Annotated in this window: 22 protein-coding genes and 5 pseudogenes; 11 read left to right on the top strand and 16 right to left on the bottom strand. The window is 56.3% G+C overall.

Annotated elements, in window-relative coordinates; all coding sequences use genetic code 11:
- From glyA to AC2FMY_RS21000, 3 genes and pseudogenes are all read left to right on the top strand, one after another.
- Nucleotides 1–205: pseudogene (gene glyA / locus AC2FMY_RS21010) on the top strand (serine hydroxymethyltransferase); the annotation flags it as partial.
- Nucleotides 206–222: 17 nt separating this feature from the next.
- Nucleotides 223–1,200 carry an HpcH/HpaI aldolase/citrate lyase family protein gene (locus AC2FMY_RS21005; RefSeq protein ID WP_496747548.1) on the top strand — a complete coding sequence of 326 codons (978 nt, stop codon included), beginning with the start codon at nt 223–225 and terminating at the stop codon, nt 1,198–1,200.
- Nucleotides 1,201–1,341: 141 nt separating this feature from the next.
- The gene (locus tag AC2FMY_RS21000; RefSeq protein WP_496808007.1) at nt 1,342–1,587 is read left to right on the top strand and encodes a hypothetical protein; all 246 of its coding nucleotides are present in this window, start codon (nt 1,342–1,344) and stop codon (nt 1,585–1,587) included.
- A gap of 29 nt (nt 1,588–1,616) precedes the next feature.
- Here the strand turns inward: AC2FMY_RS21000 and AC2FMY_RS20995 are convergent, their stop codons facing one another.
- From AC2FMY_RS20995 to AC2FMY_RS20975, 5 genes are all read right to left on the bottom strand, one after another.
- Nucleotides 1,617–2,609, bottom strand: coding sequence for a branched-chain amino acid ABC transporter permease (locus AC2FMY_RS20995; protein WP_496747544.1), 993 nt, complete (start codon nt 2,607–2,609; stop codon nt 1,617–1,619).
- 1 nt (nt 2,610) lies between these two features.
- The gene (locus tag AC2FMY_RS20990; RefSeq protein ID WP_496747541.1) at nt 2,611–3,483 is read right to left on the bottom strand and encodes a branched-chain amino acid ABC transporter permease; all 873 of its coding nucleotides are present in this window, start codon (nt 3,481–3,483) and stop codon (nt 2,611–2,613) included.
- A complete protein-coding gene (locus AC2FMY_RS20985) occupies nt 3,480–4,154 on the bottom strand; it encodes an ABC transporter ATP-binding protein (protein WP_496747539.1) in 675 nt (224 codons plus the stop codon). Before AC2FMY_RS20985 ends, AC2FMY_RS20990 begins: the two co-directional genes overlap by 4 nt.
- Nucleotides 4,147–4,875, bottom strand: a complete 729-nt coding sequence (locus tag AC2FMY_RS20980) for an ABC transporter ATP-binding protein (protein ID WP_496808006.1) — start codon at nt 4,873–4,875, stop codon at nt 4,147–4,149. Before AC2FMY_RS20980 ends, AC2FMY_RS20985 begins: the two co-directional genes overlap by 8 nt.
- 83 nt (nt 4,876–4,958) lie before the next feature.
- Nucleotides 4,959–6,161: an ABC transporter substrate-binding protein gene (locus AC2FMY_RS20975; RefSeq protein ID WP_496808005.1), complete on the bottom strand. Its 1,203-nt coding sequence runs from the start codon at nt 6,159–6,161 to the stop codon at nt 4,959–4,961.
- 318 nt (nt 6,162–6,479) lie between these two features.
- Here AC2FMY_RS20975 and AC2FMY_RS20970 point away from each other — a divergent pair, with 318 nt between their 5' ends.
- The 3 genes from AC2FMY_RS20970 (at nt 6,480) to AC2FMY_RS20960 (ending at nt 8,766) form a co-directional block, all read left to right on the top strand.
- The gene (locus tag AC2FMY_RS20970) at nt 6,480–6,941 is read left to right on the top strand and encodes an ester cyclase (protein WP_496747533.1); all 462 of its coding nucleotides are present in this window, start codon (nt 6,480–6,482) and stop codon (nt 6,939–6,941) included.
- A gap of 120 nt (nt 6,942–7,061) precedes the next feature.
- Nucleotides 7,062–7,847 (top strand): SDR family NAD(P)-dependent oxidoreductase, encoded by a 786-nt coding sequence (locus AC2FMY_RS20965; protein ID WP_496747531.1) that lies wholly within the window; start codon nt 7,062–7,064, stop codon nt 7,845–7,847.
- A 13-nt stretch (nt 7,848–7,860) separates the two neighbouring features.
- Nucleotides 7,861–8,766: an ADP-ribosylglycohydrolase family protein gene (locus AC2FMY_RS20960; protein ID WP_496808004.1), complete on the top strand. Its 906-nt coding sequence runs from the start codon at nt 7,861–7,863 to the stop codon at nt 8,764–8,766.
- A gap of 529 nt (nt 8,767–9,295) precedes the next feature.
- Here AC2FMY_RS20960 and AC2FMY_RS20955 read toward each other — a convergent pair.
- From AC2FMY_RS20955 to AC2FMY_RS20930, 6 genes are all read right to left on the bottom strand, one after another.
- On the bottom strand, nt 9,296–10,228 hold the full coding sequence (locus tag AC2FMY_RS20955) for a LysR substrate-binding domain-containing protein (RefSeq protein ID WP_496747527.1): 933 nt from the start codon (nt 10,226–10,228) through the stop codon (nt 9,296–9,298).
- A 69-nt stretch (nt 10,229–10,297) separates the two neighbouring features.
- Nucleotides 10,298–11,287 (bottom strand): ABC transporter permease, encoded by a 990-nt coding sequence (locus AC2FMY_RS20950; protein WP_496747525.1) that lies wholly within the window; start codon nt 11,285–11,287, stop codon nt 10,298–10,300.
- Nucleotides 11,284–12,828 (bottom strand): sugar ABC transporter ATP-binding protein, encoded by a 1,545-nt coding sequence (locus AC2FMY_RS20945; RefSeq protein ID WP_496747523.1) that lies wholly within the window; start codon nt 12,826–12,828, stop codon nt 11,284–11,286. The genes AC2FMY_RS20950 and AC2FMY_RS20945 overlap by 4 nt, the downstream gene beginning before the upstream one ends.
- A gap of 26 nt (nt 12,829–12,854) precedes the next feature.
- Nucleotides 12,855–13,862, bottom strand: coding sequence for a sugar ABC transporter substrate-binding protein (locus tag AC2FMY_RS20940; protein WP_496747522.1), 1,008 nt, complete (start codon nt 13,860–13,862; stop codon nt 12,855–12,857).
- Nucleotides 13,863–13,953: 91 nt separating this feature from the next.
- The gene (locus AC2FMY_RS20935) at nt 13,954–14,340 is read right to left on the bottom strand and encodes a hypothetical protein (protein WP_496747520.1); all 387 of its coding nucleotides are present in this window, start codon (nt 14,338–14,340) and stop codon (nt 13,954–13,956) included.
- Between the two features lie 89 nt (nt 14,341–14,429).
- A complete protein-coding gene (locus tag AC2FMY_RS20930) occupies nt 14,430–15,902 on the bottom strand; it encodes an amidase (protein ID WP_496808003.1) in 1,473 nt (490 codons plus the stop codon).
- A 219-nt stretch (nt 15,903–16,121) separates the two neighbouring features.
- Between AC2FMY_RS20930 and AC2FMY_RS20925 the strand changes: the two are divergent.
- Nucleotides 16,122–16,298 (top strand): annotated as a pseudogene (locus AC2FMY_RS20925) (ATP-binding protein); the annotation flags it as partial.
- A gap of 69 nt (nt 16,299–16,367) precedes the next feature.
- Here the strand turns inward: AC2FMY_RS20925 and AC2FMY_RS20920 are convergent.
- From AC2FMY_RS20920 to AC2FMY_RS20900, 5 genes and pseudogenes are all read right to left on the bottom strand, one after another.
- Nucleotides 16,368–17,477 carry a Fic family protein gene (locus tag AC2FMY_RS20920; RefSeq protein WP_496808002.1) on the bottom strand — a complete coding sequence of 370 codons (1,110 nt, stop codon included), beginning with the start codon at nt 17,475–17,477 and terminating at the stop codon, nt 16,368–16,370.
- 155 nt (nt 17,478–17,632) lie between these two features.
- Nucleotides 17,633–18,688 carry a helix-turn-helix domain-containing protein gene (locus AC2FMY_RS20915; protein ID WP_496808001.1) on the bottom strand — a complete coding sequence of 352 codons (1,056 nt, stop codon included), beginning with the start codon at nt 18,686–18,688 and terminating at the stop codon, nt 17,633–17,635.
- A 176-nt stretch (nt 18,689–18,864) separates the two neighbouring features.
- A complete protein-coding gene (gene repB, locus AC2FMY_RS20910) occupies nt 18,865–19,833 on the bottom strand; it encodes a plasmid partitioning protein RepB (RefSeq protein ID WP_480752145.1) in 969 nt (322 codons plus the stop codon).
- Nucleotides 19,833–21,017, bottom strand: a complete 1,185-nt coding sequence (gene repA, locus AC2FMY_RS20905; RefSeq protein WP_480752146.1) for a plasmid partitioning protein RepA — start codon at nt 21,015–21,017, stop codon at nt 19,833–19,835. Before repA ends, repB begins: the two co-directional genes overlap by 1 nt.
- A gap of 1,390 nt (nt 21,018–22,407) precedes the next feature.
- Nucleotides 22,408–22,620 (bottom strand): annotated as a pseudogene (locus AC2FMY_RS20900) (IS6 family transposase); the annotation flags it as partial.
- A 129-nt stretch (nt 22,621–22,749) separates the two neighbouring features.
- Here AC2FMY_RS20900 and AC2FMY_RS20895 point away from each other — a divergent pair.
- From AC2FMY_RS20895 to AC2FMY_RS20880, 4 genes and pseudogenes are all read left to right on the top strand, one after another.
- On the top strand, nt 22,750–23,850 hold the full coding sequence (locus tag AC2FMY_RS20895) for a helix-turn-helix domain-containing protein (RefSeq protein ID WP_496808000.1): 1,101 nt from the start codon (nt 22,750–22,752) through the stop codon (nt 23,848–23,850).
- Between the two features lie 80 nt (nt 23,851–23,930).
- A pseudogene (locus AC2FMY_RS20890) lies at nt 23,931–24,212 on the top strand (transposase domain-containing protein); the annotation flags it as partial.
- 124 nt (nt 24,213–24,336) lie between these two features.
- Nucleotides 24,337–25,007 (top strand): annotated as a pseudogene (locus AC2FMY_RS20885) (IS6 family transposase).
- Nucleotides 24,964–25,172, top strand: a 209-nt coding sequence (locus tag AC2FMY_RS20880) for an NAD(P)H-dependent oxidoreductase (RefSeq protein WP_496747550.1), incomplete at its 3' end; no start/stop codon positions are given. The pseudogene AC2FMY_RS20885 and the gene AC2FMY_RS20880, both read left to right, overlap by 44 nt.

Below are 25,172 nucleotides of genomic sequence, written 5' to 3'. Positions count from 1 at the left end.
CACCTCGGGCATCCGCCTGGGCACCCCCGCCGGCACCACCCGCGGCTTCGGCGAGACAGAGTTCCGCCAGATCGCCGACTGGATCGTCGAAGTGGTCGACGGCCTGGCCGCCAACGGCCCGGACGGCAACGGCGAAGTCGAAGCCAAGGTCCGCGCCGAAGTCGCAGACCTCTGCGCCCGATTCCCCCTGTACCCGAACCTCTGAACCAAGGACGTCCAATCATGAGTTTTCATTCCATCGAACAGGCGCCCGCGCGTCTCAATCGCAGCGAACTGGCCGTTCCCGGCAGCCAACCCGGCATGTTCGAGAAAGCCGCAAAATCCGATGTCGATGTGATCTTTCTGGATCTGGAAGACGCCGTCGCACCCGACGAGAAAGAACAGGCACGCAGGAACATCATTCAGGCTTTGAACGACATCGACTGGGGCAACAAGACCATGTCGGTTCGCATCAACGGGCTGGACACGCACTATATGTACCGCGACGTGGTCGACGTTGTGGAACAGGCAGGGGAACGTCTGGACCTGATCATGGTCCCTAAAGTAGGCACAGCAGCCGATGTCTATGCCGTCGACATGATGGTAACACAGATCGAGGATGCAAAAGGATACAAGAAGCGTATCGGGTTCGAGCACATCATCGAAACGGCGTTGGGCATGCAGAATGTCAGTGAAATCGCCGCGGCCTCGAAACGCAATGAAAGTCTGCATTTCGGAGTGGCGGACTATGCGGCGTCCACGCGCGCGCGGACAACGATCATTGGCGGTGTCAATCCTGACTATTCGGTACTGACCGATCCGGATGCCGGGGCCAACCGGGCGACACATTGGGGCGATATGTGGCACTATGCGCTGGCCCGTATGGTGGTCGCAGCCCGCGCCAACGGACTTCGCCCAATCGATGGCCCTTTTGGCGATTTTCAGGATCCCGATGGGTACAGGGCTGCGGCCAAACGTGCGGCCGTTTTGGGATGCGAAGGTAAGTGGGCCATCCACCCAAGTCAGATCGCCCTGGCCAACGAAGTGATGTCGCCCAGTGACGCCGAAGTGACAAAAGCACAGCGTATTCTTGTGGCAATGGCCGAAGCCGAGACAGCCGGAAAGGGTGCAGTATCCCTGGACGGCCGTCTGATCGACTATGCCTCGATCCGCCAGGCCGAAGTCATGGTAGAAAAGGCGCGTCAGATCGCTGCCGCCTGATCCGGCCATTTCCGGGCAAATGCCTGGGCCGCTGAATGACCCCGAAGGTCCAGGTCACCTGAATGGTCAAGAAGCGGGCCGGTATTTGCCCGTGGCTTTGCCGAGACATTTGCCGGTTTCACCCAAATCGGCCACAACTTGGTGGCACGGCAGCCTTTGCGTCAACACCAAGTCAGCGGAGCAACATCACATTGGCACATTGCGATGCCGTCAGGCGGTGGCATCCACGCCATCAACAGAACCGCCAAGATCAAGCACAAAAGCCGTTATCTGGTTTGCCCGCATTCCGCAGCGCGCAAATCTAAGATCGAGGTATTTCAGAACTGGCTTCTGGATCAGGCGGATCAATTCCGCGACAGCGACTATGGCCGCGAATTCTTTGAGTGAACCTACCCTGTAAACAGGGCAGGCCCGTTTTATTTGCGTTTGCGAAACAGACCAGCCACGCCATTGGGCAGAAAGATCACCGTCAGCACCACGGCCACACCCAGCAGCAACAGGCGGTAATCGTCAAAGCTGCGCAGCAGTTCGTTGCCGATCACCACAATGAAGACACCCAGCACCGCACCCGGGAACTGGCCCATTCCGCCTATGGCCAGCATGACCATCGCCATCAGAAAGAACTCGGTTCCCAGCACCTTAGGCGTCACCACGCTGGTGTAGTGGGCATAAAGACCACCCGCCACGGCAGTGAAAACGGCAGATACGACAAAGGCCAGCATCTTGTATTTATACTCGTTGACCCCGATCGCCTGCGCAAAGGTGTCAGCATCGCGCATCGCGATAAATGCCAACCCCATACGCCCGCGCAGTACGATGAAATAGATCAGGTAGACGCAGACAGCCCCAAAGGCCAGTGCCACCCAATACCAAGTCAGCTTGTCGATTGAGGAGACCTGATACCCAAACAGATTCAGCCAAGGGATGCCCAGCAGGCCGGTATTGCCGCCCATGCCGATGGCCTTGCCCTGCTGGATCAACGGTGGCAGCGCCAGATGCACAGCAAAGGTGAACAACGCCACATATTCGCCCTTCAGCCGCAGGCTGGGAACCGCCACGATCAGACCGATCACCGCTCCGATCCCGGCTGCAGCCACAATCGCCAACAACGGCGTCAGCCCCGCATAGATCGACAGCATGGCCGAGCCGTAGGCCCCGAAGGTAAAAAACACCAGCTGCGCATAGTTGAAAATACCGGCATAACCCAGGATCAGATCCCAGCTGGCGATCACGATGCACCAGATGAACACCAGAATCAGTATGTGGTGGACATAGCTGTCGCCGATCACCCCGCCCAACACGGCCAGCCCGGCCACGACAGCCCAAAAGACCATCGAGTCGCGCTTGAGCCCGGTGCCGGTGAAGACCGACGGTATTTTGGCAAGGGTCGCGTTAACTTTCTCGGACATCTCAGTTCTCCCACACGCCGAACAGACCTTTGGGACGGACCATCAAGACAACGATCAGCATCAACAGCCAGGCCGGCATGGCCCAGCTTGGACCGATATAGAAAATGACAAAGGCTTCGAGTACGGCCAGGATGAAGGCCGCGACAAATGCCCCTTTGGTGCTACCCAGACCGCCCAGAACGACGATCACAAAGGCCTTGAGGAATGGCGCCCATCCACCTAGGGGCGAGACCAGAAAGACCGGGGCAAGCAGGATACCCGCCACACCTGTGAGAACCACGGACAAGGCAAAGGTGGTGGAAAACACCTGATTGACGTTGATACCGACCTGATTGGCGCCCTGCATGTCTTGACTGACCGCGCGCACAGCCTGACCATAGCGGCTTGCCGAGAGAAACAGCTCCAGCGCCCCAACAAGCGCCAGCGAGATCACAAAGATCGACAGCTTGTACCAGGTGATGGTGATACCGCCGATACTCAGAGAACCTTCGACGAAGGGCGCGATGGTGCGGGTTCCGGGGCCGAAAACCAGCTGCAACCCGTTTTCGATAATAAACGCCAGACCCAGCGTCACCATGATGGTGTTGATCTTCCAGTTATCAGATCCGCGCAGAGGCCGGATGATGGCCCGTTCAATTGCTACGCCGGTCAGCGCCAGCACTGGCAGCACCAGAGGAAATGCCAGCCACAGTGGCAGGCCTGGCCCACCCGCGACCAGATACCAGGCCAGAAACCCGCCTAGCGAATAGAGCGACCCATGGGCAAAGTTCAGAATGCGCGACGCACCATAGACCAAAGACAATCCAACGGCCACGACGCAATAGACCGCGCCCTGGGTGATGCCGCTGATCAGAATTTCGAGTATCTGCGTCATAGCACTTCCTGCATGTTGTCGGCACTGGCTTCGCGCACGATGCCCTCTTCGATCGAATAGACCCGATCGATCATGCCCTTGAGCAGGGCGAGGCTTTGTTCCACGATCAGGACAGTCAGGCCGTCCTTGTTCAGTTGCGAGACGGTCCTCAGCATCATCTCGGTCAAGTTCGGTGCCAGACCCAAAGAAGGCTCATCAATTGCAATCAGTGTCGGGTTCGACATCAGACCACGCCCCAACGCAACCATCTGCGCTTCACCGCCCGAAAGCGAACGGCACAGCTGTTTGCGGCGCTCGGCCAAACGGGGATACAGGGTAAAGACACGGTCGAGGTTTTGCGCCTCCTGCGCGCGAGCGCCGGACAGATAGGCCCCCAGCTGCAGGTTTTCGAGAACGGTCATGTCGGGAAACAGGCGACGGTCCTCAGCCACGTAAACCAACCCCTGCCCGACCAGATGTGGGGCCTTGCACCCGGCAATGTCGCTGCCTTCAAATCGGATCTGGCCCGATTTTACCGGCGTGAGTCCGCAAATTGCCTTGAGCAATGTGCTTTTGCCATGCCCGTTGGCCCCCACCACGGCCACCAGTTCGCCTTTGTCAACGCGCAGCGACGCATCATGCAACACGTGGAAGTCGTCGTAAAAGGCGTTGACGCACTCAACCTCAAGCATCGTGTTTCTTTCCCAGATAGATCTCGACCACATGGTCGTCATTCAGAACGACCTGCGGGGTGTCGAGCATGACGAATTCGCCAAAGTTGATGATCAGCACCCGATCCGCGATTTCGGCAAGCGCGCGCGTCTTGTGTTCAACCATTACGATGGTGATACTCAGTTCTTCGCGCACGTGACGGATGACTTGCAGGAACTCGACGATTTCCTCGGTGTTCAGACCGCCCAGAGGTTCGTCCATAAATATGATCTCGGGGCCTGTTGCCAGCGCTGCGCCCAGCATGATCCGCTTGCGGGCCAGCAGATTGGCTTGTGCCGCTGGCAAATTCAGATGATCTTCGAGTTGGGTCAGGAACAGGATTTCGTCCATAGCGATGCCGGGACCGCCGCCGCGCGCCTCCAGTCCGAACACGTTTCCGGCCAACAGGTTCTCCCCTACCGAAACAGACGATAGCAGCGTCGGGATCTGAAAGGTTTGCGCGATGCCCAACCCGCAGCGCTGATGCCGCTTGAGCCGAGTGATATCCTGGCCGTTGAAGATGACCTGCCCGGCCGTGGACCGCAGACCGCCGGTGCAAACATTCATCAAAGTCGATTTGCCGGCCCCGTTCGGCCCGGCCACACCCAAAATCTCCCCCCGCTCGATATGAAATGACATGTCGGTCAGCGCCCGGAACGGTCCGAACTGCATCGTGACATTTTCCAGCGACATTTGCGTCATGCAGCGTATTCCTGTGCTGATCCATGAAAAAGAGAAAATGCCGCGCCCGTCGCAAATGCGGAGGCGCAGCCAGTTGGGGAGTGTTAATTGATCCAGGATGGCTGTGCGATTTCGCCGACCTTCTGGTCGCCAACAACCAGGCGCACACGCTCGCCGTTCTGCACCTGGAACAGCTGTGCGGGTTGCGTGTCGGATCCGTTGTTGATGAAGTTGCGGTCGTTGAAATCAAAGGTGCCAACCAGACCCTCGTATTTCATTGATCGGATCGCGTCGGCAACTGCGTCATAATCCGACGCATCGCCCACCTGCTCAACTGCGGCGGCCCACATGTAAACCATGTCATAAACAGCTGCCGCCAGGCTAACCGAAGGTTCGAACCCATAGGCGGCTTCCCAGCGTTCCACAAAGGCATTGCCGGCGTCGTTGTCCTGATGCGCATTCAGGGTAAACGACAGCAGACCTTCGGCCTGACCTTGCGCGATTACGTCATCCAGACCGGTGGTGGCCCCGATATAGCCCACATTCAGAAGCGCATCACCCGAGGGGTTTTCCTTGTATTGCGACAGGAAGGTAGTGGCCACGGCAGGTTCAAGCGCCTCAAGATGGATCAGCGAAGGCTGCGCTTCGCGGATCTGGCTCTGGATGCCGGTCCATTCCACGGTGTCATAGGGTACTTCCTGAATGTAAACCACTTCCCAACCTGCGGCTTCGGCAGCTTCGGCCATGGATCTGGCGTTGTTGATGTCCCATTCGAAATCGCCGTGCACGATGGCCAGGCGCTTGGTCTCAAAACTATGACCGGTGGTCATCATCATGTCGAACTGGGCTTTACCATAGTTCAGGTCGATATCCGACGCGTTGAAGATCGCTTTGCAGCTCATCCGCTCGGCCAGGTCGATCACCCCGGCAACCGCGTCATTGTGGATATAGGGAATGCCATAAGGGCAGAAGGCCGGAATGTCTGGGCCCATGCCACCATAGCCGTTGATCAGGGCGCTGACGCCGCCACGCTCGATCAGGTTGGCCGCAGCAGCGGCCAGTTTGTCCGGCGTCAGGTCACCGATGTCAAATGTGACCACTTCGATCTGGTTGCCCAACAAGCCCCCTTCGGCGTTGATCTCGCCCACGGCCAGGTTGATCGCCTGCTCCATCGTCTCGCCATCAGCGGCGAAATACCCGGTCAGCGGAATTGGCGCGCCCAGCGAAATGGTGTCGGCCATCGCCAAGGTTGTACTGGCGCCAAAAGCCATCGCACCCAGGGTGGATTTCAGAAAAGTCGTTGCCATTTTGTCCCTCCCGATTGGAACAGGTTGCGTTGGGCGACGACGCGGAAGGCGCTTGTTCTTTGACCTTTCCCAGCCCCGCGATCTGCATCCCGGTTCCGTCACCCTATGAAAGTTCAGCCGCATCACGCGGCCAGACTGACACCCCTCGGCACGCTGGAATCAGGCGCTTGAACGGCGTTGTCATTTTCATAGGGGCAAGTTTGTCCGCGCCTTGACTGAAATCTCTTCAGCCAAGACCTGAGGTTTCATCGGGTGACATTAGTAAGGTCCAGTTGCCACATTCCGTTGGGCAATAGATTTACCTACCGGAGAGCAACAATGACTGATCAAGAGCGCAACAAGGCAACGGTGGCTGACATCTACGCCACTTGCTGGAACAAGAACGACATGGTGCGCGTTGACGAGATATTCAACGAAGATGTGCGTCATGGTCTTCTGCTGGATGGATGGCCCTCGGGCCGTGACGGGTTCAAAAAGCTGGTCGCCTTCTGGCGCGAAGCCTTCCCCGACATCCACGAAGACGCGATTGACCTGGTCGCTGACGGTAACACCGTCATGTCGCGCTTCCGCCTGCGTGGCACGCATTCCGGTGATTTCTATGGCGTCCCCGGTACAGGCCGCAAAGTCGACATCTATGGCGCCGAATGGTTCAAGTTCGACGAGAACGGCAAAGTGACGGATTACCTTTATCACGAAGACACGCTGGGCCTGTTCTTCCAGCTGGGCGTCATGCCCCTGCCCCATCTGAACATCGCAGGCGTCGACGGCAAAGAAAAGTGAGCCCGCGCGGCACCTTCGATCCACCGCTCAATACGGTCAGGTACGCGGGTACCTGACCTTTTGGCGTTGCAATGACCCAAACTCGGACGCGACCCGTTCATCTGCTTCAGGAGACCTGATATGGAACTGATTTCCGGCCTCGATTTCACCGACCAAACAGTGATGGTGACAGGCGCAAGCCGTGGCATCGGCCTTGGTGTGGCCCGCGCATTTGCGCTGCATGGGGCCGATCTGCACATCCTGTCCCAAGGAGAGGAAATCAATCAGGTCGCCCGCGATCTGGCGCAGGAGACCGGGCGCAATGTCACCGGCTGGATCTGCGACATCACCAACGGCGCCCGCGTGAAAGAGGTGTTTTCGCAAATCCCCGCGCTGGATGTGTTCGTTGCCAATGCCGGTCTGGAAGACGTCACCCCGATCAGCGACCAAAGCGATGAGGCCGAGGCCCGCTTTCGCCGCGTGATCGACATCAACGTAAACGGCACTTACCTAACTACCCGCGCAGCGGTACCGCTGATGGGTCAGGGTGGGCGGATCATCATCACAGCCTCGATCTGGGGCACGACCGCCGAACCGGACCTCAGCGCCTATATCTCGTCAAAACACGCAAATATCGGCTTCATGCGCGTGATGGCGAAAGAGCTGGGGCCAAAGGGCATTCGCGTTAACGCCGTCTGCCCCGGCTGGGTCCTGACTGGCCCCGCGCTCAACACCCTGCGGGAGATGGCGAAGGATCGTGGCGTGTCCGAAGAGATCATCGAAGGCGAGATCAGCGCCAGCCAATCCCTGCCCGGCGTGCAAAAGGCAAATGACGTTGCCTTGAGCTATCTTTACTTGGCCTCGCCCTTGGCGGCAAATATCACCGGACAGAAACTGAACGCGGACCGCGGCGCGGTCCAGGGATAATGGAGCCAAGGCGATGACAACAAATCGAAATCTCGTAACCGGTGCGCTGGTCGCGGATGCTGCCTCGCTGGGGTTGCATTGGCTCTATGATCAGCCCCGGATCGTCGAGCTGGGCGGTGACAATCCCGAATTCTGCGCCACCACGGCCCAGGATTTCGACGGAGTTCCAGCATACTTCGCACACCCGCTGAAGCAGCCTGGCGACTTAACGCAGTATGGTGAACAGTTGATGGTTCTTTTGAGTGCGCTGGCCCAGTCTGGTGGTACTTATGACCAAAAAGCCTATAACGCGGCCTTCGTGGCGCATTTCGGCTATGGTGGTACATTTGTCGGCTATATCGACCATGCTACCCGTGAAACGCTGGAAAATCTTGCGGGTAAAGCGTTGGACACGCCTTGCGGAGCAAATGACGTGCAACTGCCAGCCATCGCCAAACTGCCCGCGCTGGTGGCGGCAGGATTGGAAGGCCGCGCGTCGGATGCGGTACGCACGACCAATGTATCGCATGCGGCGGAAAAATACGGAGCCGTCGCCACGGCAATGCTGGTCTCGGCGCGTGATGGCGGATCAGCCAGCGATATCGTCGATGCCGCGATGGCTGCAGCGGATGCCGATATCCTGTCCAGACTGGAACTGGCCCGTGCCTCTACCGATCGCAGTAACCAGGAACTGACCGCCGAACTTGGTCTGGCATGTGAACTGGAAAGCGGCGTGCCCAGCGTATTGCACAACCTATTGACTTCGAAGTCCTACAAAGATGCCATTCGAACCAACATCCTGTCCGGCGGCGACAGTTGTGGCCGGGCCCTTCTGCTAGGTGCGGTGTGCGGGGCCTTGTACGGTGTGCCTCAGGATTGGCTGGATCGCCTAAACAATAAATCCAGAGTTCAATGCCTGATGGACCAGTTGGGCCTTTGACATTGAGTGTCCGGGGCCACTTCAAGGGGCCCGGACATATCCCCTTCTCCAGCAGTAAAATCTCGATTGCCAGATCGGAGTAGCCGCCTGACCGCCGCGGGAGACATTCGTTGCAATCCGAGCAGTTCGCGACCCGGTTCTTTGCCTTGGGAAACTTGTCGCGGCGAGAATGCACAGCGTAATCGACACATCGCCGCCATTGCTCAAAAGGGCAGATTGAACTGACAAACTGAGACGGAATACCATCAACGATCACGGGTTTAAGCCCAGATCGGCAGATGGAAACAACTTATCGGTGATCGCTTGCAATCACGTGATTTCGACTGTCAAACCGCCGAAGCGAAAATAGCTTCGAGGGCATTCAACCGCATGACATCTCTCGGTGGCGCGAAGTATAAGCGTCCGCTGAAACGATGGGGTTTGGGAAATCTCGTCTCAATCCTGTTCCATGCAACACGGTCGGTTGGTGCGGCAAATAACTGGTGTTTCTGCGGGTTTTCGCTGAATTGGCGTTCCAAGAGACGAATCATCAGCCGCCTTGCGGAATAAACTTCAAGCCATAGGCACTGTCACGAAATACATCCGCCTCATTAAGCAGCCAATCCTGAAACGCTCGTACTTTCGCGGATTTTGCCCGCTCCATCGGGCAAACAAGAAAATAGCTGCGGTCCCGCAGTACAAATGGCAGGGGGGCAGCAATTCGACCACGTTCAATCTCGCGCGAGGCAGCTATGACGCTGACCAACGCAGCGGCCTTGCTATCCATTGCAGCCTCAATGCACATGATCTCGTCACTGAAATTGGCAATGGGTTTCACTTTGGACCCATCCAATCCCACGGATTTGAACCAAGCCTGCCAGTTCGGATCACCCTTGTCAAAGCCCAGCCATTCATATTCCACCAGATCTTGGTTCAGCAGATCTTCGGGGGTTTTGATCTTGTGCTCCATCTGTTTCGAACAGATCGGCGTTACAAAATCGTCCAACACCCAGGCGGCGTGCTCCTCGGGGTCGGGATTGTCCGTGTATCTTATAGATATATCGACGCTGAACCGCGCAAAATCCAGAACCGTGTCCGAGGCGATCACCTTGACCTCCAGCTGCGGATACAGCCGGCTAAACTTGGGCAGGCGCGGGCTTAACCAACTCCAGGCAAAGGACCGCGTGGTTGTCACGATCAACTCGCCCTCGACCTCGTCAGTGCTCAGTTGTGCGATGCCCAGATTGAGGTTGCGAAATGCATCGGTCACAAAGGGGCGCAGCATCTCACCTTCTGGCGTCAACTTGAGCGAGCGGGTCAACCGGTGGAACAATTGCGCGCCCAGTTGCGTCTCAAGCGTTTTCAATCGATGGCTAATAGCGGTCGGGGTCAGCAGAAGTTCTTCGGCTGCCAGCTTGATGCTCATATGCCGTGCCACGGCCTCGAACGCCTGCAGGCTTGTCAGAGGCGGTAATCTCTTCACGGTTCCACATCCTCTGAATACGCGACACCCCTCCGACAGCGGAGGGGGTCATTCTTGGCAAGTATGGGATCAGCTTCGTTGCGCGCGCAAGACATCCAGCCCAGCCGCCACAATCAGAACGAGGCCCGTTGTCATTAGACTCAGCTCAGTTGGGACATTCATGAGAATTAGCCCGTTCGACAACATGCCCAATAGCCAGACCCCCAATACCACGCGCAAAACCGATCCCTTGCCACCTGTAAACGGGATACCTCCTAGAAGTACGGCCGTTAGAACGCTCAGTTCCACTCCGATGCCCAACGTCCCTGCCGGAGCCGAGTTAATGCGCGATATACTCATCAATGCCGCCACCGCGACAAAAAAACCGGTCATTGCATACAGCCCAACTCCGATCACCTTGACCCGCAGGCCAACCAGAAACGCTGCGCGCTGATTCACGCCAAGGGCTACGATCTGCGGTCCGATGGGTAGCAAGGACATGACACCGACGCCCAGACCGATAACGGCCAACATGATCCAGGTCAGAATTGGCAGGCCCAAAACGCGCTCGTAGCCGATAACCAGAAACTCTTCGGGGAAACCAAAGATCGGGTTTGGTGCCAACCATTGTGCAAGGCCCCTAATCAGTGTCAGGGTGCCCAAGGTCACAATAATCGGTGACATTCCGATGGAAGACACCATCATTCCGTTGATCGTGCCCACAATTGTCCCAATCAAAAGCGTCACCAGCACCGCGCCGGCGATACCTAACGGTTCAAAACACAACCCTGCCACCACGCCGCACAGTGCCAGCGTTGATCCAACCGATAAGTCAATCTTGCCCGCCATCAAGAGCAGGGCGAAGGGGATCGAGATTGTCATCAGAGCCGAAACCTGCACCGAGATTGCGATCCAGTTGTTCACGGTCATGAACACCGGCACCTTGATATAGAAAAACAGCGCCAGCAGGGCGATGGCCACCGGCAGCGACGCCGCAACCGCCAGTTCGAACCAATCGCGGTCCTTCTTGTTGTTCGTCGCAGCCCCCGCTACGCCTCTTGTCAGTCCTGTATCGGTCATTGCGTAAATTCCATCTGGCTTGCGGCTTCAGATGCGCCGTCTTGTGTTCCATGTTCGGCCTTGTGGGCCAGTTCGATCAGCGTTTCTTCGTCATGCGGGTTGTCGATCAGCGCCACTTGCTGGCCCCGGCCCAGAACCATAACCCGATCCGCAAGATGACAAATCTCGGTCGCGTCCGAGCTGGCGATGATGATTGTTGTCCCCAAGCGCTTCACAGCAGCCAAAGCCTCATACAGCTCGTGCCGCGCACCGATATCCACGCCTTGTGTTGGTTCATCCAATAGCAGCAGCTTCAGTCCGACCCCATCGACCAGCCAACGGCCTACCATGATCTTCTGGGCATTGCCGCCACTGAACCGTTGCCCCTGCATACGCGGGTTTGGGGGGTGGATGTTCAGGCGGCGTGCGGCTCGTTCGAACTCAATCCCTTCGCGGCTGAAATTGCGTAGCAGCCTTGGCATGGGAGCGCGGCCCAAATGGGGAACAAGCAAGTTTTCCACAGCGGAAAAGCTGGCAAACAGGCTTTGTTCCTTGCGGTCGCTGGCAACCAAGGCAATGCCCTGCTCCAGAGCCTCACGCGGGGTGCGGAAATGGCGGATCTTCCCGTTGAACTCAAGCGCACCGCCTGATTGGCGGGTCGCACCTGACAGGCATTCCAGCAATTCGGTACGCCCTGCCCCCATTAACCCGTATATGCCCAACACCTCACCCGGATGCAGACCCACACTGATCGGCCCGACAAAGCTGGTTTCCAGTTCCCTCAGGCGCAACACCTCGGAGCCTTCCGCCTGAAACGGGATTTTCTCGAGACCCGTCACCAGCGCATCAGGCGAGATCGCGTCGGTCATGTCCGCAATCGAGACCTCATCTACCGGTTTGGTCCAAAGGATGCGACCATCACGCAGGATGGTGATACGGTCGGCAATCTTGGGGATTTCGTCCAGGAAATGCGTCACATAAATCACGCCGATCCCATCACTGGCCACCGCTTGGCGGATCACCTCGTGCAATGCCTTGGCCTCGCGGTCCGATAAAGACGCCGTGGGTTCATCAAGGATCAGGAATTTAGGTTTCAACCGCAGCGCGCGTGCGATTTCCACCACCTTGCGCTCGCCGACACCCAAAGTTCCCAGATCGCTGCGCGGGTCGATATCATCAACGCCCAGACGGGTCAGCAATTCCTGCGCCTGTGCGTTCTGGGAGCGGCGATCCACAAGGCCGCCGCGCCGGATTTCGTGGCCGAGAAAGATATTCTCGGCCACGCTCAAACCTTCGAAGACCTGGAAATGCTGATAGATGATCGCAATGCCCAGATCCTGAACCTGTCGGGGCGTAAATCCCCGCAGCGAGGCGCCTTCGACAAGGATATCCCCTGTGTCTGCGTCCTGAGCCCCGCTGACACAATTCAGCAGCGTGGACTTACCGGCTCCGTTGGCACCCAGGAAGGCCAGAACCTGACCCCCTTCAACCGTCAGATCCACGCCTTTGAGCACATTCACCGGCCCGTAGGATTTGCGCAGATCTTTAACCTCAAGACGCATGAGTGTTCTCCCCGTCAACGATGGCTTTAGTTGTCGAAATTCGCCAACAGCTGATCCAGCAGCGCCTGATCGTCATGGGTGGCCAGAACGGTGGGCGTGTAAGCAAAGGCCGGGCCGTTGCCGCGTATCGCGTTCAGCGCCTGATCGACGATGTTCGCACCCAGCTCGTTCAACAGGATCGCAGCCGAGGCACGGTAGGCCCCGCCATCCTTGATCGCGGTCAGCGCCTCGGCCGAGCCATCCTGACCGGCCACAAACATCGCATCCGGGTCCGCACCCGCCAGCTTGATCGCGCGCAACGCGCCAACAGCGGCATCATCTGCCATGCCGATCACGATATCCAGATCGGGGTGCTGCTGCAGAACCGTTTCCGTCACGCGCAGTCCGTTGGTCTGGTCGGCGGCATCTTGTTCGGCGACCACTTCGATACCGTTCTCTTCAAAGATCCGCTTCACCTCGGTCCAGCGCGGACTGAGAGACGGCAGCGGTGTCAGGGTGGTCACCAGCGCCTTGGCATCTTCAACATTGTTTTCCTTGACCCAGTCGACAGCGGCATTGGCCACGATCTGACCAGATTGGGCGTGGTCAAAGCCGACAAATCCGTCGGAGCCTTCCATCTGGCCCAGATAGGTCAGCCATTTGATGCCCTGTGCCTGGGCCTGACGTTGCAGCGGCTGCAGCGCGGTGGGTTCGATCGGCAATACCACGATGGCATCAACGCCCAGTGTGATCCAGCCCTGGATCGCGTTGATCTGCTGTTCCAGATTGTTGCCTTGCGTGTTGTCGTGCAGCACCGTTACACAACCGAGATCAGCGGCGCGTTCGGTGGCAAAGCGGCGCACCTGTTTGACAATGATCACTTCGGATACCGAATGGCTATAAGCCACCTTGTACTCCGTGCCATCGGCGCAAGCGTCTGCGGCGGCGGACCGAACCTGTTCGGTTGTGACCGATTTGATCTCATCGGCGCTGGCCATACCAACGGAAGAAGCCAGCACGACGCTAGCGGTGAATTTTCTGGCTAGGTTTTTCATGAGTATCCCTGTCGTTATGTTGGGGAAAAGTGTGGTTTTCACAGTAGTTATTAGTGGGTGCGGCACAGAAACTGCACCGCACCAAAGGGTCTTAAAATTCGAAGACGTTGGAATATTTCACCGACAGCGAGTCCCCATCGACCAGCGACAGGAAGCCCTTGGTGCGCGGGTCTTCGACAAAACGCGGCAGCGCGGCTTCGGCAGTTTCCAGCGAGGTCCAATAGACAACTTCGACCCAGGACCCATCGGTGTTGCGGGCCAGGTGGCGGGCGACAAAGCCGTCATAGCCTTCTAGAACTTCGTCCATGGCCAGCGTTTCGCGCAGGAACTCATCGGGGTTGGCGCCATCGACCAGATTGAATTCCAGGTATTCAACAATGACAGCGTCGGTGATCGGGCGGGCTTCGGCCATGGCAGTGGTAGCAGCGCCCACGACCATTGCAGCCGAAAGTGCGAGTGCTTTCAAAGTGGTTTTCATCGGGTTTCTCCTGTTGGGTTTGAACAATAAGGGACCGGCGCCCTGCTGCGCAGGGCGGGCAAGACACCGGCCAGGGAGGTTCTTGCGAATTAAAGCGAGATGCGGTCGTAGTGCTGCATCCACGGGCGCAGACGTTCGAACGCTGCTGCCGCAGCCAGCACGTCGCCATCAGCCTGTCGGCGACCCGCGATATGCAGACCCACCGGCAGACCCGATGTGCCCAGACCTGCGGGCACCGATACCGAGGGATGACCGGTGAAGTTGGTAAGGAAGGTAGGACACCAGCCGATCAGCGGATCAATCTTGACGCCGTTGATCTCGGATGGGCCTTTTGTGTTGCCATCATCCGTGTTCTTGACCGGCATCGCCGTCACGGTGGGTGATGCGATCAGGGCGTACTTGGCGAAGGTGGCCTGATAGGCATCAAACACTTCGGTCCGCACCGACAGATCGCGATAGAGGTCATCGGCGCTGTAGCTCGGGCCGACACGCTCCACCCAGTCCAGTAGTTCCGGCGGCAATCCGTGGCGATGTTCTTCGGACAGCAGGTCCAGCCCGCCGGCCTTCATGCCGTCAAAGGCGTGGCGCATGATTGGCACGAACAGACGGCACCAGATATCGCTGTATTCATGCTGATCTCGGGTCAGGCCGATCTTGATCTCTTCGACTTCGGCCCCGGCCCGTTCAAAGACCTTGACCGCATTGGCGATAACCTCGGAGACTTCGTTTTCAATCGGGAACACGTCCAGATTGGGGCTGAAGCCAATCTTCATTCCCTTGATGCCGCGCAGACCCGCATCAGCGAAGTCATTGACCATGTTGTGGCAATTCGGATCAGCCGGGTGCATTCCCTGCAAGATGCCCAGAGACACGATGGCGTCCTCGACATTGCGGGTAATGGTGCCCTCGAAGATGTAGGGAAGCGTATTGGCAAAACCGTTCGGGCGCACCAGAAGGGGCGTGCGTCCAGCGCTGGCGCGGTACCCTACTGTGTTGGTCCAGGCCGCCGGAATGCGGATCGAGCCACCGCCGTCGGTGCCCTCAGCCATGGGCAGCAAACCTGCCGCTACGGCCGCCGCTGAACCCCCGGAAGACCCACCCGCGTTGCGGCTTGTGTCGAACGGGTTCGAAGTCGGACCAAAGGCCACATTATCAGTGGTGCCGCGAAAACCCAGAGCGGGACTGTTAGTCTTGCCGACAAAGATCGCGCCGGCGTTTTCCATGCTGTTGACAAAGCCGCATTTCATGTCGGCGATGTTGTCTTTCAGCTGCGGAATACCGCCAAGAGTGCTTGGCCAGCCCGGCTTGAAGTCAAACAGATCCTTCATCGCGGTGGGCACGCCATGCATTGCGCCCAACTCGTCGCCACGGGCGACAGCTGCGTCAGCTTCCTTAGCGGCGTCCATCGCCTCATCAAAGGCAGTAAAGACAAACGCGTTCAGCTTGTCATTTGCCGCTTCGATCCTGCCGATCGCGGCCTCCATCACTTCAGCCGACGACACGCGGCGTTCCCGAATGGCCAATGCGGTTTCCGTTGCGCTGAGCTTAGCTAGATCAGTCACGAGTAATTCCTCCCGTTTTCGTTCCATCACCCGAATGTGACGAGTGTCTGGCTTGAAAACAGAATTGCGTAACCTCGGTTTCCAGCAACTGAGAAAAGCTCAGCCAATACGTGAGCGAGAAACTTGAATTAGAAATAGTTATTTAATAATAACTGCTTATCGCGGTTTCATACCGAACATATACACGCAGTGAAACTGCACTTCTATTTGTTTCTTCTCCTGGCCTTTGGCGAATGGCCGAGTGTGTTCGGAGATGCCAAGATGACCACCGCGCTCGTCGATCGGCTTGTCCATCACTGCGAGATCGTCGAGACCGGCAACGAAAGCTGGCGTTTCCAGAACGGCGCATACCGCCAATCCGAAACCCCGCAGGCCCGCTGCAACCACGTCAGTTGAAGATTACGCAGTACCGAGCCTGCTTAGCACCAGAGGGGTCAATAAGGAATGCCGATTGACATTCAGCGCCTACCCTTCCCGGTTCAGCTTTAACCAATAGCGTGTGTACCGGAGCTCACCCATGCGGGTCAGAGCGCCCTTCTCCACCAGATCCTGTAGATCTCGCGTCGCAGTGGCGCGTGACGTTCCCGTTATCGAGATATAGTTCTCTGCGCTCAGCCCTCCTTTGAATCCATCCGGCCCCGCTTTGAACAAACGGGTGATCACCTTGCTTTGGCGGGCATTGAATTGATCACGATGCCGGTCGTAGAAATGCGTCTTGGATATAGAGAAACCAACTCGTGCAAGCGATACCTGCTGTGCTTTAAGTACAGTTTCGGCAAACCAGACAAGCCATGGTGTGACGTCCAACGTCTTTTGATGGCGTTCGAGCCGGTCGTAGTAAGCCTTCCGATCTCGCTCGATCGCGAAAGCAAGAGCAATCAGGCTAGGCTGACCAATGTTTTGCGCCAGGGACTTTTCAGCCAGCGCCCTGCCCAACCGGCCATTGCCGTCTTCAAAAGGGTGAATGCTTTCGAAATACAGATGGCTCAATCCGGCCCGGATCAGTGCGCGCAATGGTTCGGGACCACTTGGTGCGGTCCGATTGAACCAGCTTACGAACTGGTCCATTTCAGCTGGAACCTGATACGAAGGCGGTGCTTCGAAATGCACCGCTGGGCGATCGAATCGGCCTGACACGATTTGCGTCGCATCCTCATGGCTCCGATAGGCTCCGATCGTTTCCAGATGCCTGTCATGCGATAGCAACATGTCGTGCCACCGAAACAAAGTGTCGTGTGAAAGCGGCTCCGCATAGGTGGAGTAAACATCCACCATCATCTCAGAAACCCCCTGCTCGCGCGGTTTGGTTGGATAGCTGTCGGGAGCCAGCCCAAGATGCCGACGCAACGAAGACTGAACACTGAGACGATCCAGCATCTCACCTTCGATCGCGCTGGTTTTCATTGCCTCTTCGCTCAGAAGGTCGATACGCAATTGATCTTGATCCCACGTATTCACATGGCGCACTGCTCCAAGGACTTCCCCGGAGGACAACAGGAACTGTTGCTCGTAAGGTTCAAGTCTTGCGGCATCGTAACAGAATGTCGGCCAGTCGGGGTTCTGCCAGTTCCACATGGTGAGGTATAATAATCCAGTCTATAACTCATGATATATGAGTTTATGATTTATAGAGGTCTTTCCTATTGCTCACATTTTCCGAAATTGTTCAATCCGATCATCGATTGGAAGGGCAATCTGATGACGAAACATTTCTTCCTGTTTCACAAAAACTAAGAGCTATTTGAGGTTCGCGATAGCATTGCCTTTGGGGACAGCTCTCCCTTTTCGATCTTAGCCAACAATGAAATCAAATAAGCTCCTGGAGACTTTATATTTTCAGCACGTTGAAAGATGTATCCTAGAACGATGAAACGAATAGCTGGCCCAAACGTTGCTTTCATCGCATACCAGGTTTGGCCAAGTCGTAGATAGTCTGCGATATCATCCATAATCCGATCACAGTGGTGCTGATCTTTTGCAAAGCGTAGTTCTGAGCACAACCGTGGAAAGCTACGCTCCATTTGTTCAGGAGAAACTTGAATCTGAGAGAATTTTTCTTTCTTAACTTCCGTATTCAAAGAGTCCTCTTTGTGCCCCTCAATTTCACTGTCACTGGCCCTCAAATTTTCTGTATCTGTCTGTGTTATCTCAGAGATTTCCACAGAGATTTCTAACAGCAACTTGCTGAGTACATTCCCGTCTGGTTTGCGACGCAGAGCATTGCGTACGGTGGTCATCAAATCAGAGATCGCGGTGTCGTTTGCAACCAGTTCCCTGAGACGCGCCAGAGCGGCCGAAACCTTGTCTCGGAGTACAGTGAACTCCAGAACTCGATCAGCATGTCTCTGAGCTTCCTTGATGAACTCGGCATATCTTTCAGACAAAGGCATTAGGGACAGCCCTGTTGCTGTAACCACCCTGCCCTGTCGATCCCGGCGAGCCCAACGTTTGCCGTTTGCGCTCATGATGCGACGGATTAGTCCAAGCTCGACCAGTGCGGAAATATGGCGCTCAACAGTCTGTACGCTGACATGAGTTCGTTTGGCGATGGCTGCGTTGGAAGCGAAGCAGATATGGTGATCATCCTGGTCTGAAGAAATCTGATCCCCGCTCATGAAGGAAATCATTGCCCTCAGGACATTGAGAGATGTGGATCTTAACCCAAGAGGTTCTCTGGCCTCTTCAACCGCGCGAAGAAGTATCCATTTTTTGGGCGTGCTATTCCCCTGCCCTGCCGTTCCCGACAAGGTCGCTCCATCTGGAGCCAATGCTGATAGTGTTTTCATGATTTTCTGACAGCAGACAAAGAAAACCTGTTCACCCAGAGGTGTTTTCTCTTGTATGGCGATTCGGGTGCTGCTAGATTCTAGGTGTCTAATCTAAGAATTGCGCTTTGCGCAGCAGCCCTCGAAACTCCGGTTTCGGGGGTTTTCTTGTTTGCCTTCCTCCTTTCTGCTCGGCCTCAGTTCTTTTTCTTGGTGTTTACAGCTGTAAACTCTGCGTGTGAGCGCTTGATGATTTCAGCCATGTTTTTGTCCAACCAGTCGGCGAAACCTGCGTTCGATCCCGCTCTTTTGACAGAGACAGTCAGCGCTCCGTTGCTGGATCTGATTGTGACGCCTTCGATTGGACTGACTTCGGCGACACCTTCTTTTTGTCGCGCACCGCGTTTGGTTGCTGCTTTCAGGAGCAATTCCAGCCGATCATCTGACGACACCGATGGTTCTACGGATGTTAGCAGGCTTGCAGCTTCATCCATCGACAGTTTGCCCGCATGAAAGTGTTCTGCGAGCGTGGTCCATTTTGGACGACCAGATTTTGGGGCTGCACCGATCAGGTCACCAATCCGTGCTGGAACATGCTGCGTAACTTTTGTCAGGTGAGATAATCCCGATTTAGTAAGGTTCAGCACTTGCCTTACCGTTGCAGTGTCATGCCCGGAAGTCAGGATTGCCTCGGCGAACCGCGCTTTTTCGTAGAAGGAAAGGTTACGCCTCGCAGCGTTTTCAAGCCCTTTGGCGAGCAACGCTGATGCATCATCGATATCCTGAACATTCGCCCGGACCTTGATTCCGAGTTCACGACAAGCCTTGAGCCTCCGTCTGCCATATATTGCCTCGTATCGACCGTCAGATTTGGACCTTCTGACGAGAATTGGAACTTGTTGGCCGCCGTCCTGGATGCTTGACACCAAGCTCTCAAAGCTGTCGTCTTCTTCGTCGGGGTTTACAGCTGTAAACTCACCGAGTCTGTCGACCGGCCCCCAATCGTCGATAAGTGCAGGGTCAATTTCTCTGATTGCGGCGAGAGACCCTTGAAGCGCACCAAGGGCAGGGGCATTGGGTCTTGGTGCTTTTTCGATGGCTTTGGAGCTGGAGCGCGCAATGGTGTTAGCGATTCCCGACATCTCTTGAAGCGATTTTCTAGCCATTAGCTGCGTCCCCATGCCTGATGGATCATGTGCTCGACTTCGGAGCCGATCGCATCCATTGAGTTCTTCGCCCGATCATAGGTTGCGCGTGTCATTTCCGACCGCACAACTTCGTAAATTGATTGTTTGAGCATTGTGGCGTCACTGATTGCGGTGCTCTTGAGCGCCGTTGCTGACATTACTCTGTCCTGAAACAGTGCTCGCATGAACGAAGCCAGCTGTTGAGATGGCACGTCGGTTGGTTCGTCACGTGTTATCAGGAACTTGAAGTTGTCATATTCGAGAGTGGCGCCGGCATCTTCGATAACCGCCATATAGGCACCGGCGAGTTCGAGAAATTGAGCCGTCGAAGACACGTCAAGCATTGACGGTGTCAGTGGCACAAGCAGTGAACTGGCGGCGGCCATGCCGGCTATTGTCAAGAACCCGAGTTGAGGCGGGCTATCAATTAGCACAAGGTCAAAATCGCCTTCCACCTGGGCCAGGGCATTTCTAATTCTCGTAAAGAACGGATGGTCTGGGTTGGAGTGGACGGCAGATTCTGTCTCAAATTCCGATAGAACAAGCCGTGACGGCGCCACAGACAGGCCAGGAAAGTATGTAGGAAGCACAACGTCCGCCATATCAACCGGATCTTCGTATCGAATAGCGTCGTAAATCGTCAGCCCGTCAAACTCTATTTCCGGGCTGATCCCGCACATGGATGTAAGCGAGCCTTGGGGATCCAGGTCAACGGCTAGAACGCGGTAACCGCGAAGAGCAAAATAGTGTGCCAGGTGAACTGTTGTGGTGCTCTTGCTGCTGCCACCTTTGAAGTTCATCAACTGCCAGACCTGGAGTTTTTCTCCTTCAGTCCGACGGGGGATATAGCGTCCCTTTTTGCGAGAGGTCTTCTCAAGCGTTTCGCGAGCTTCCCAGAGCTCTTGGGCGGTATAGTAACGTCGTCCACTGCGCACGTCCTTTGGTTCAGGAATCGTTCCTTCCACGTGGACCTTGCGCATGAATTGACCTGAGACACCTAAGAGTTCGGCTGCTTCTGGTGCTGCAAAGTTGCGTAGTGATTTCGTGTTGTCCGGGGCAAAAGCCGCAAGAAGATGTTCCCGAATAGCCGAGTTTAATCTCTCAGATATTTCCGTGGCGAGTGCCGATGGTCGTTCTGCCGTAAGTGGTGTCACGGGAATCATGTAGTTGCCTCAAATTAAAGAATGTGGTCATTTTTGCGCCACTTGAGACAAACAGCCGTGATTCATTGCTCTAAGTCAAGGATTTTCGCCTATATTGTAGGTTTTCCAAATCGGAAGACGATATACGCTTTGCATAAGAGCAAGCCCGTTTACAGTTGTAAACCCGGTCAGGTCGGTTTCTGGGGGCTTTCAGTTGTTAAAGCTCCGCCGTAGGCGTCGATTGCATTCATGCTAGACACCTATGAAAGCTCCGCTTTGGGTAGAGCGCTTCTCGTTTGCATCAGGGTTAAGGACTGAACCTCTTGCATCATAAGACGCGAAACCGGCCACGCCAGGAAGCTGGTTGATCTGATTGGGCAAGTGTTTTCCCAAACTATCCGGCGCTGCACCTTCTGCGATATTGATGTCGTTACAGAAACCCTACGTCCGCCCGAGAGAGCGATGCATCGCGGCCTGGATAGCGGTTTGGAACCTGCGGCCGAAATGTGAATTATGTGCGAAGATAAGCCTCACGGGTTGGCCGGCCAGAGTCGGTCGCTGACCAAGAGACGACACACGGGTAAGGCGGAGTTTGAGAGTTTAGTTTGCCTTTAGAACACTGTGGAAAGGGGGGCGTTCGCGACCCGTTGCAATTGGGCCCGCGCAGGGTAACTTTTTGGCGCAATGCTCTATCTTTGTTGGATTGATGCAAGGCGACAGACTCTATCCGTCCTCTTCACGTTCAATTGGCGTTAACTCAAATTTCAAAGCTGTTTGCGTAACCCTGCTGTGTTTGGAGCTGGGCGACCACAAGGCGTGATTGATGAAGTCTCTTGTTTGGTTCTGAAAGTCAGGTCTCTTTCTCCAATACGCCGACCAAGAGAGGATAAATTGCCAAAGTACCGGCGATGAGACCATTTTGATTGATTGAATGGGTGTAGGGTTCTCAATCGTTGAGCCGACAGTCTCGTTGGCATATATCGCCAAACAGGGGGCATGCGCATCGCAGCCCGTAATGTCGTACTTGCAGAATCGCAAGATCAGCTGGGGCAGAATCCGGTTGCATCCGGTGTCTGTCAGAACGCCTGTGAAGAATTGCGCGCGGGTCTACCGCCTATGGAGTGGGAAGAAGCTGGCTGGTATCTCGCAAACTAGGTCCGCAGGAGGGTGTGGCGTAGGCTCACGTTGGAGATCTGGCAGAAGGCAGCAGTTCGAATGAGATCCGGTGTGCTTTTGCAGGGACACGAACTGAAGCGTGACCAAACCCTTTCGACTGACACGCCGCGCTGAAGCCAGCATGGCGGAGATTGCTCGATGGACCATCGACAAGTTTGGACCGCATCAGGCCGGCCTTTTTGAACAACAGCTAATAGCGCGCTACCGGGTCATTACAGAGGGCAGGGCGGCCAGTCTTTGATTGCGTTCTCGCTGCGACCATCGGTGAGTATTTCGCAATCCACCTGTTGAGAGTGGCGTGGTCCACCTGCACGCCGCGTTCGGCCTCAATCTCTTCCAAGTCCCGATACGATACAGTGTACCGTAGGTAGAAATACACAGCGTACAGAACCGCATCCTTGGGGAAATGGCAGCCTACCGATGAGATCGTGTTGACTCCTGTTCGAATAACATTTGACGGGAACAAACGTCAGATCACGCATGTTCGTCAACTGGGCCTCAGAGTTTGCAGCTCATCCACAGGTCCTCTTTTCGAAATCTCTATGGTAACAAACAAAAAGCTACTATTATGTTTGCCATGAATGAACACCCCAAAGATACCGATGACTTAGAAGATCCGTCAGGATCGATCTATGATGTTGATCCGGCGCCGGAGGAGGATCTGTGGTTCCTGCCGCAGGTGCCGGACCCGGGAGCGGCGCCGACCGATCTGCCATGGCCGGTTGCCGCGCGGGAAGGATCGTTGCAGCCCGAGATCTGGCTTCGGGCCGAGCAGGTTTGTTATCGCGACTTGCTGGCGGCAGTCGAGGCCGTGACCCGGTTCGGGGAACGGCTGAGGCAGATACCGGCTGGCGTCGGGGAGCGGATTGCCCTGCAGTCAGTCTCTGCAATTCTGCGTGGCGAAGGCATCTGGCTGGGGTCGGAAAAGATCGCGCTCTACCGCGCGTTGCGGCTGGCCGGGGAGGATGAGGCGCGTGCGCTGGCCCGAGCCAGCTGGGCGGTGCGGCGGCTGACAGGGCAGGGTGTGTCGGTTCATGAGGATCTGCGCGCCTTCCTGGGGCGGGCGGAGGTCACCGAGGCCCAGGATCCCGACCCCCATGCAGACCGTCCGGTGGGTGGGGAACTGGATGCGCTTGGCGATGCCTTGCGTGTCCAACGCAACGAATTGGCCGGGTGCCATGCGATGACGCGGGCAGCTTGCGGTCTGGCCTTCTGGCGTCGCGAAGGGATCACCCCCTGGGACGAGATGCTGGAACCGGCGGTGGCGGCAATGATCACCGGGGCAGGGGGGGCAGGGGCGCCGTTCCTTCCGGTGTCGAGCGGCCATCGGTTCGATCGCTACGCGTTGAAGGAGGGGGAGGCTTTCGCCGAAGCGCGGCTGCGGGCGTTCTACACGGCAGCCCAAGCTGGGGCGTTGGCCGCGCTGATGGAACTGGATCGGTTGAAGGCCTGGCTGGAGCGTGCGTGGGCGGAAACTGGGGATCTTTCGGGGCGTACGCCGCCGGCGCTGATCGACGCGCTCGCCCGGTTCCCGATCTTGTCGGCAGATATTGTAGCGCAACAAGCCGGATGTTCACCCATGTCCGCGCGACGCAACCTCAACCTGTTCACTGATCGCGGCCTGGCGCGCGAGATCACCGGACAGGGGCGGTATCGGTTTTGGGCGGCGGCGATGTGATGGGATTGCCTCGCAACTATTCTCCCGGCGTGGCAAAGGCTCTGTTGATGGCGTGGATGCCCCAATCTGACGGCATCGCAATGTGCCAATGTGATGTTAATGGGATCTGTTTCAAAGGTGCACAGTATCCGAAAGACGTGACACTGTTCGCGGTGTTCTTTTACGTTCGCTATGGTGTCTCTTATCGAGACCTGGAAGAAATCATGGCCGAGCGCGGTGTTCCAGTGGACCACACCACGCTTAACCGATGGGTAACACGGAATTCCGGTGCAATCGCTGAAGAAGCACGTCGCCGCAAAGGACCATGCGACCGTTCCTGGAGAATGGACGAGACTTACATCAAAGTGAAAGGTGCTTGGGTTTAAGTCTTTGGGGCCGTCGGCAAAAACGGCAAGTTCCTTGAAGGTTCTGTCGCAAACTTTGTCCCCACCTGTCAGATCGAACACAGTTCTGGTAACGCGTGCTGGAACATGACAGGAGCCGACAATGACGATCTCATTCAAGGGCGCGCATTATCCGAAAGAAGTGATCTTGCACGCGGTTTTCTTCTACCTGCGCTACGGTGTTTCCTACCCGGATCTGGAAGAAATCATGGCGGAACGCGGCGTTGATCTGGATCATGCAACGCTAAACCGCTGGGTTAGTCGATATGCCGGCCTCATTGCTGAAACAGCACGGTATGGAAAGCGTCCCGCAGACCGTTCGTGGCGCATGGATGAAACCTATGTGAAAGTGAAAGGCATATGGGTTTATCTTTACCGAGCGATCGACAAACACGGCAAAACTCTGGACTTCATGCTATCCAAACGCCGCAATAAAGCTGCTGCGACGAGGTTCTTCGCCCGCGCCCTCGAGGTGAACGGATTGCCATAGACAAAAGTGGCGCAAACACTGCTGGGATCAAGGCGATCAACAAGATGTTGAAAGGCTTTGGCTGCCCGATCCCGATCGAAATGGTCAGGCGGAAATACCTCAACAACATCATTGAACAGGATCACCGGTTCATCAAACGAAGGATCAGACCCTTGCTGGGATTCAAATCTTTCGATTCAGCCGCATCTGTCCTGGCAGGCATAGAACTGGTCAACATGATCCGCAAAGGTCAGTTCACGCCTGAACTCCGTCCGTTTCAGCAGTTCATCCAACTGGCGGGGTAAACTGCTCACCAATTCCACTGATGCTCTGTCATCTAAAAAGTTTGCGACAGAACCGGCCGAAATCATCGATGCGGATGTTATCGCGCTCTGCGCACCTATGTATAACTACTCGATGCCCGCGTCGCTCAAGGCCTGGTTCGACCTGATCGCGCGGATCGGGGTGAC

The organism is Ruegeria sp. YKSE079, from assembly GCF_059612845.1.
This window is presented reverse-complemented; position numbering and strand designations above follow the sequence as displayed.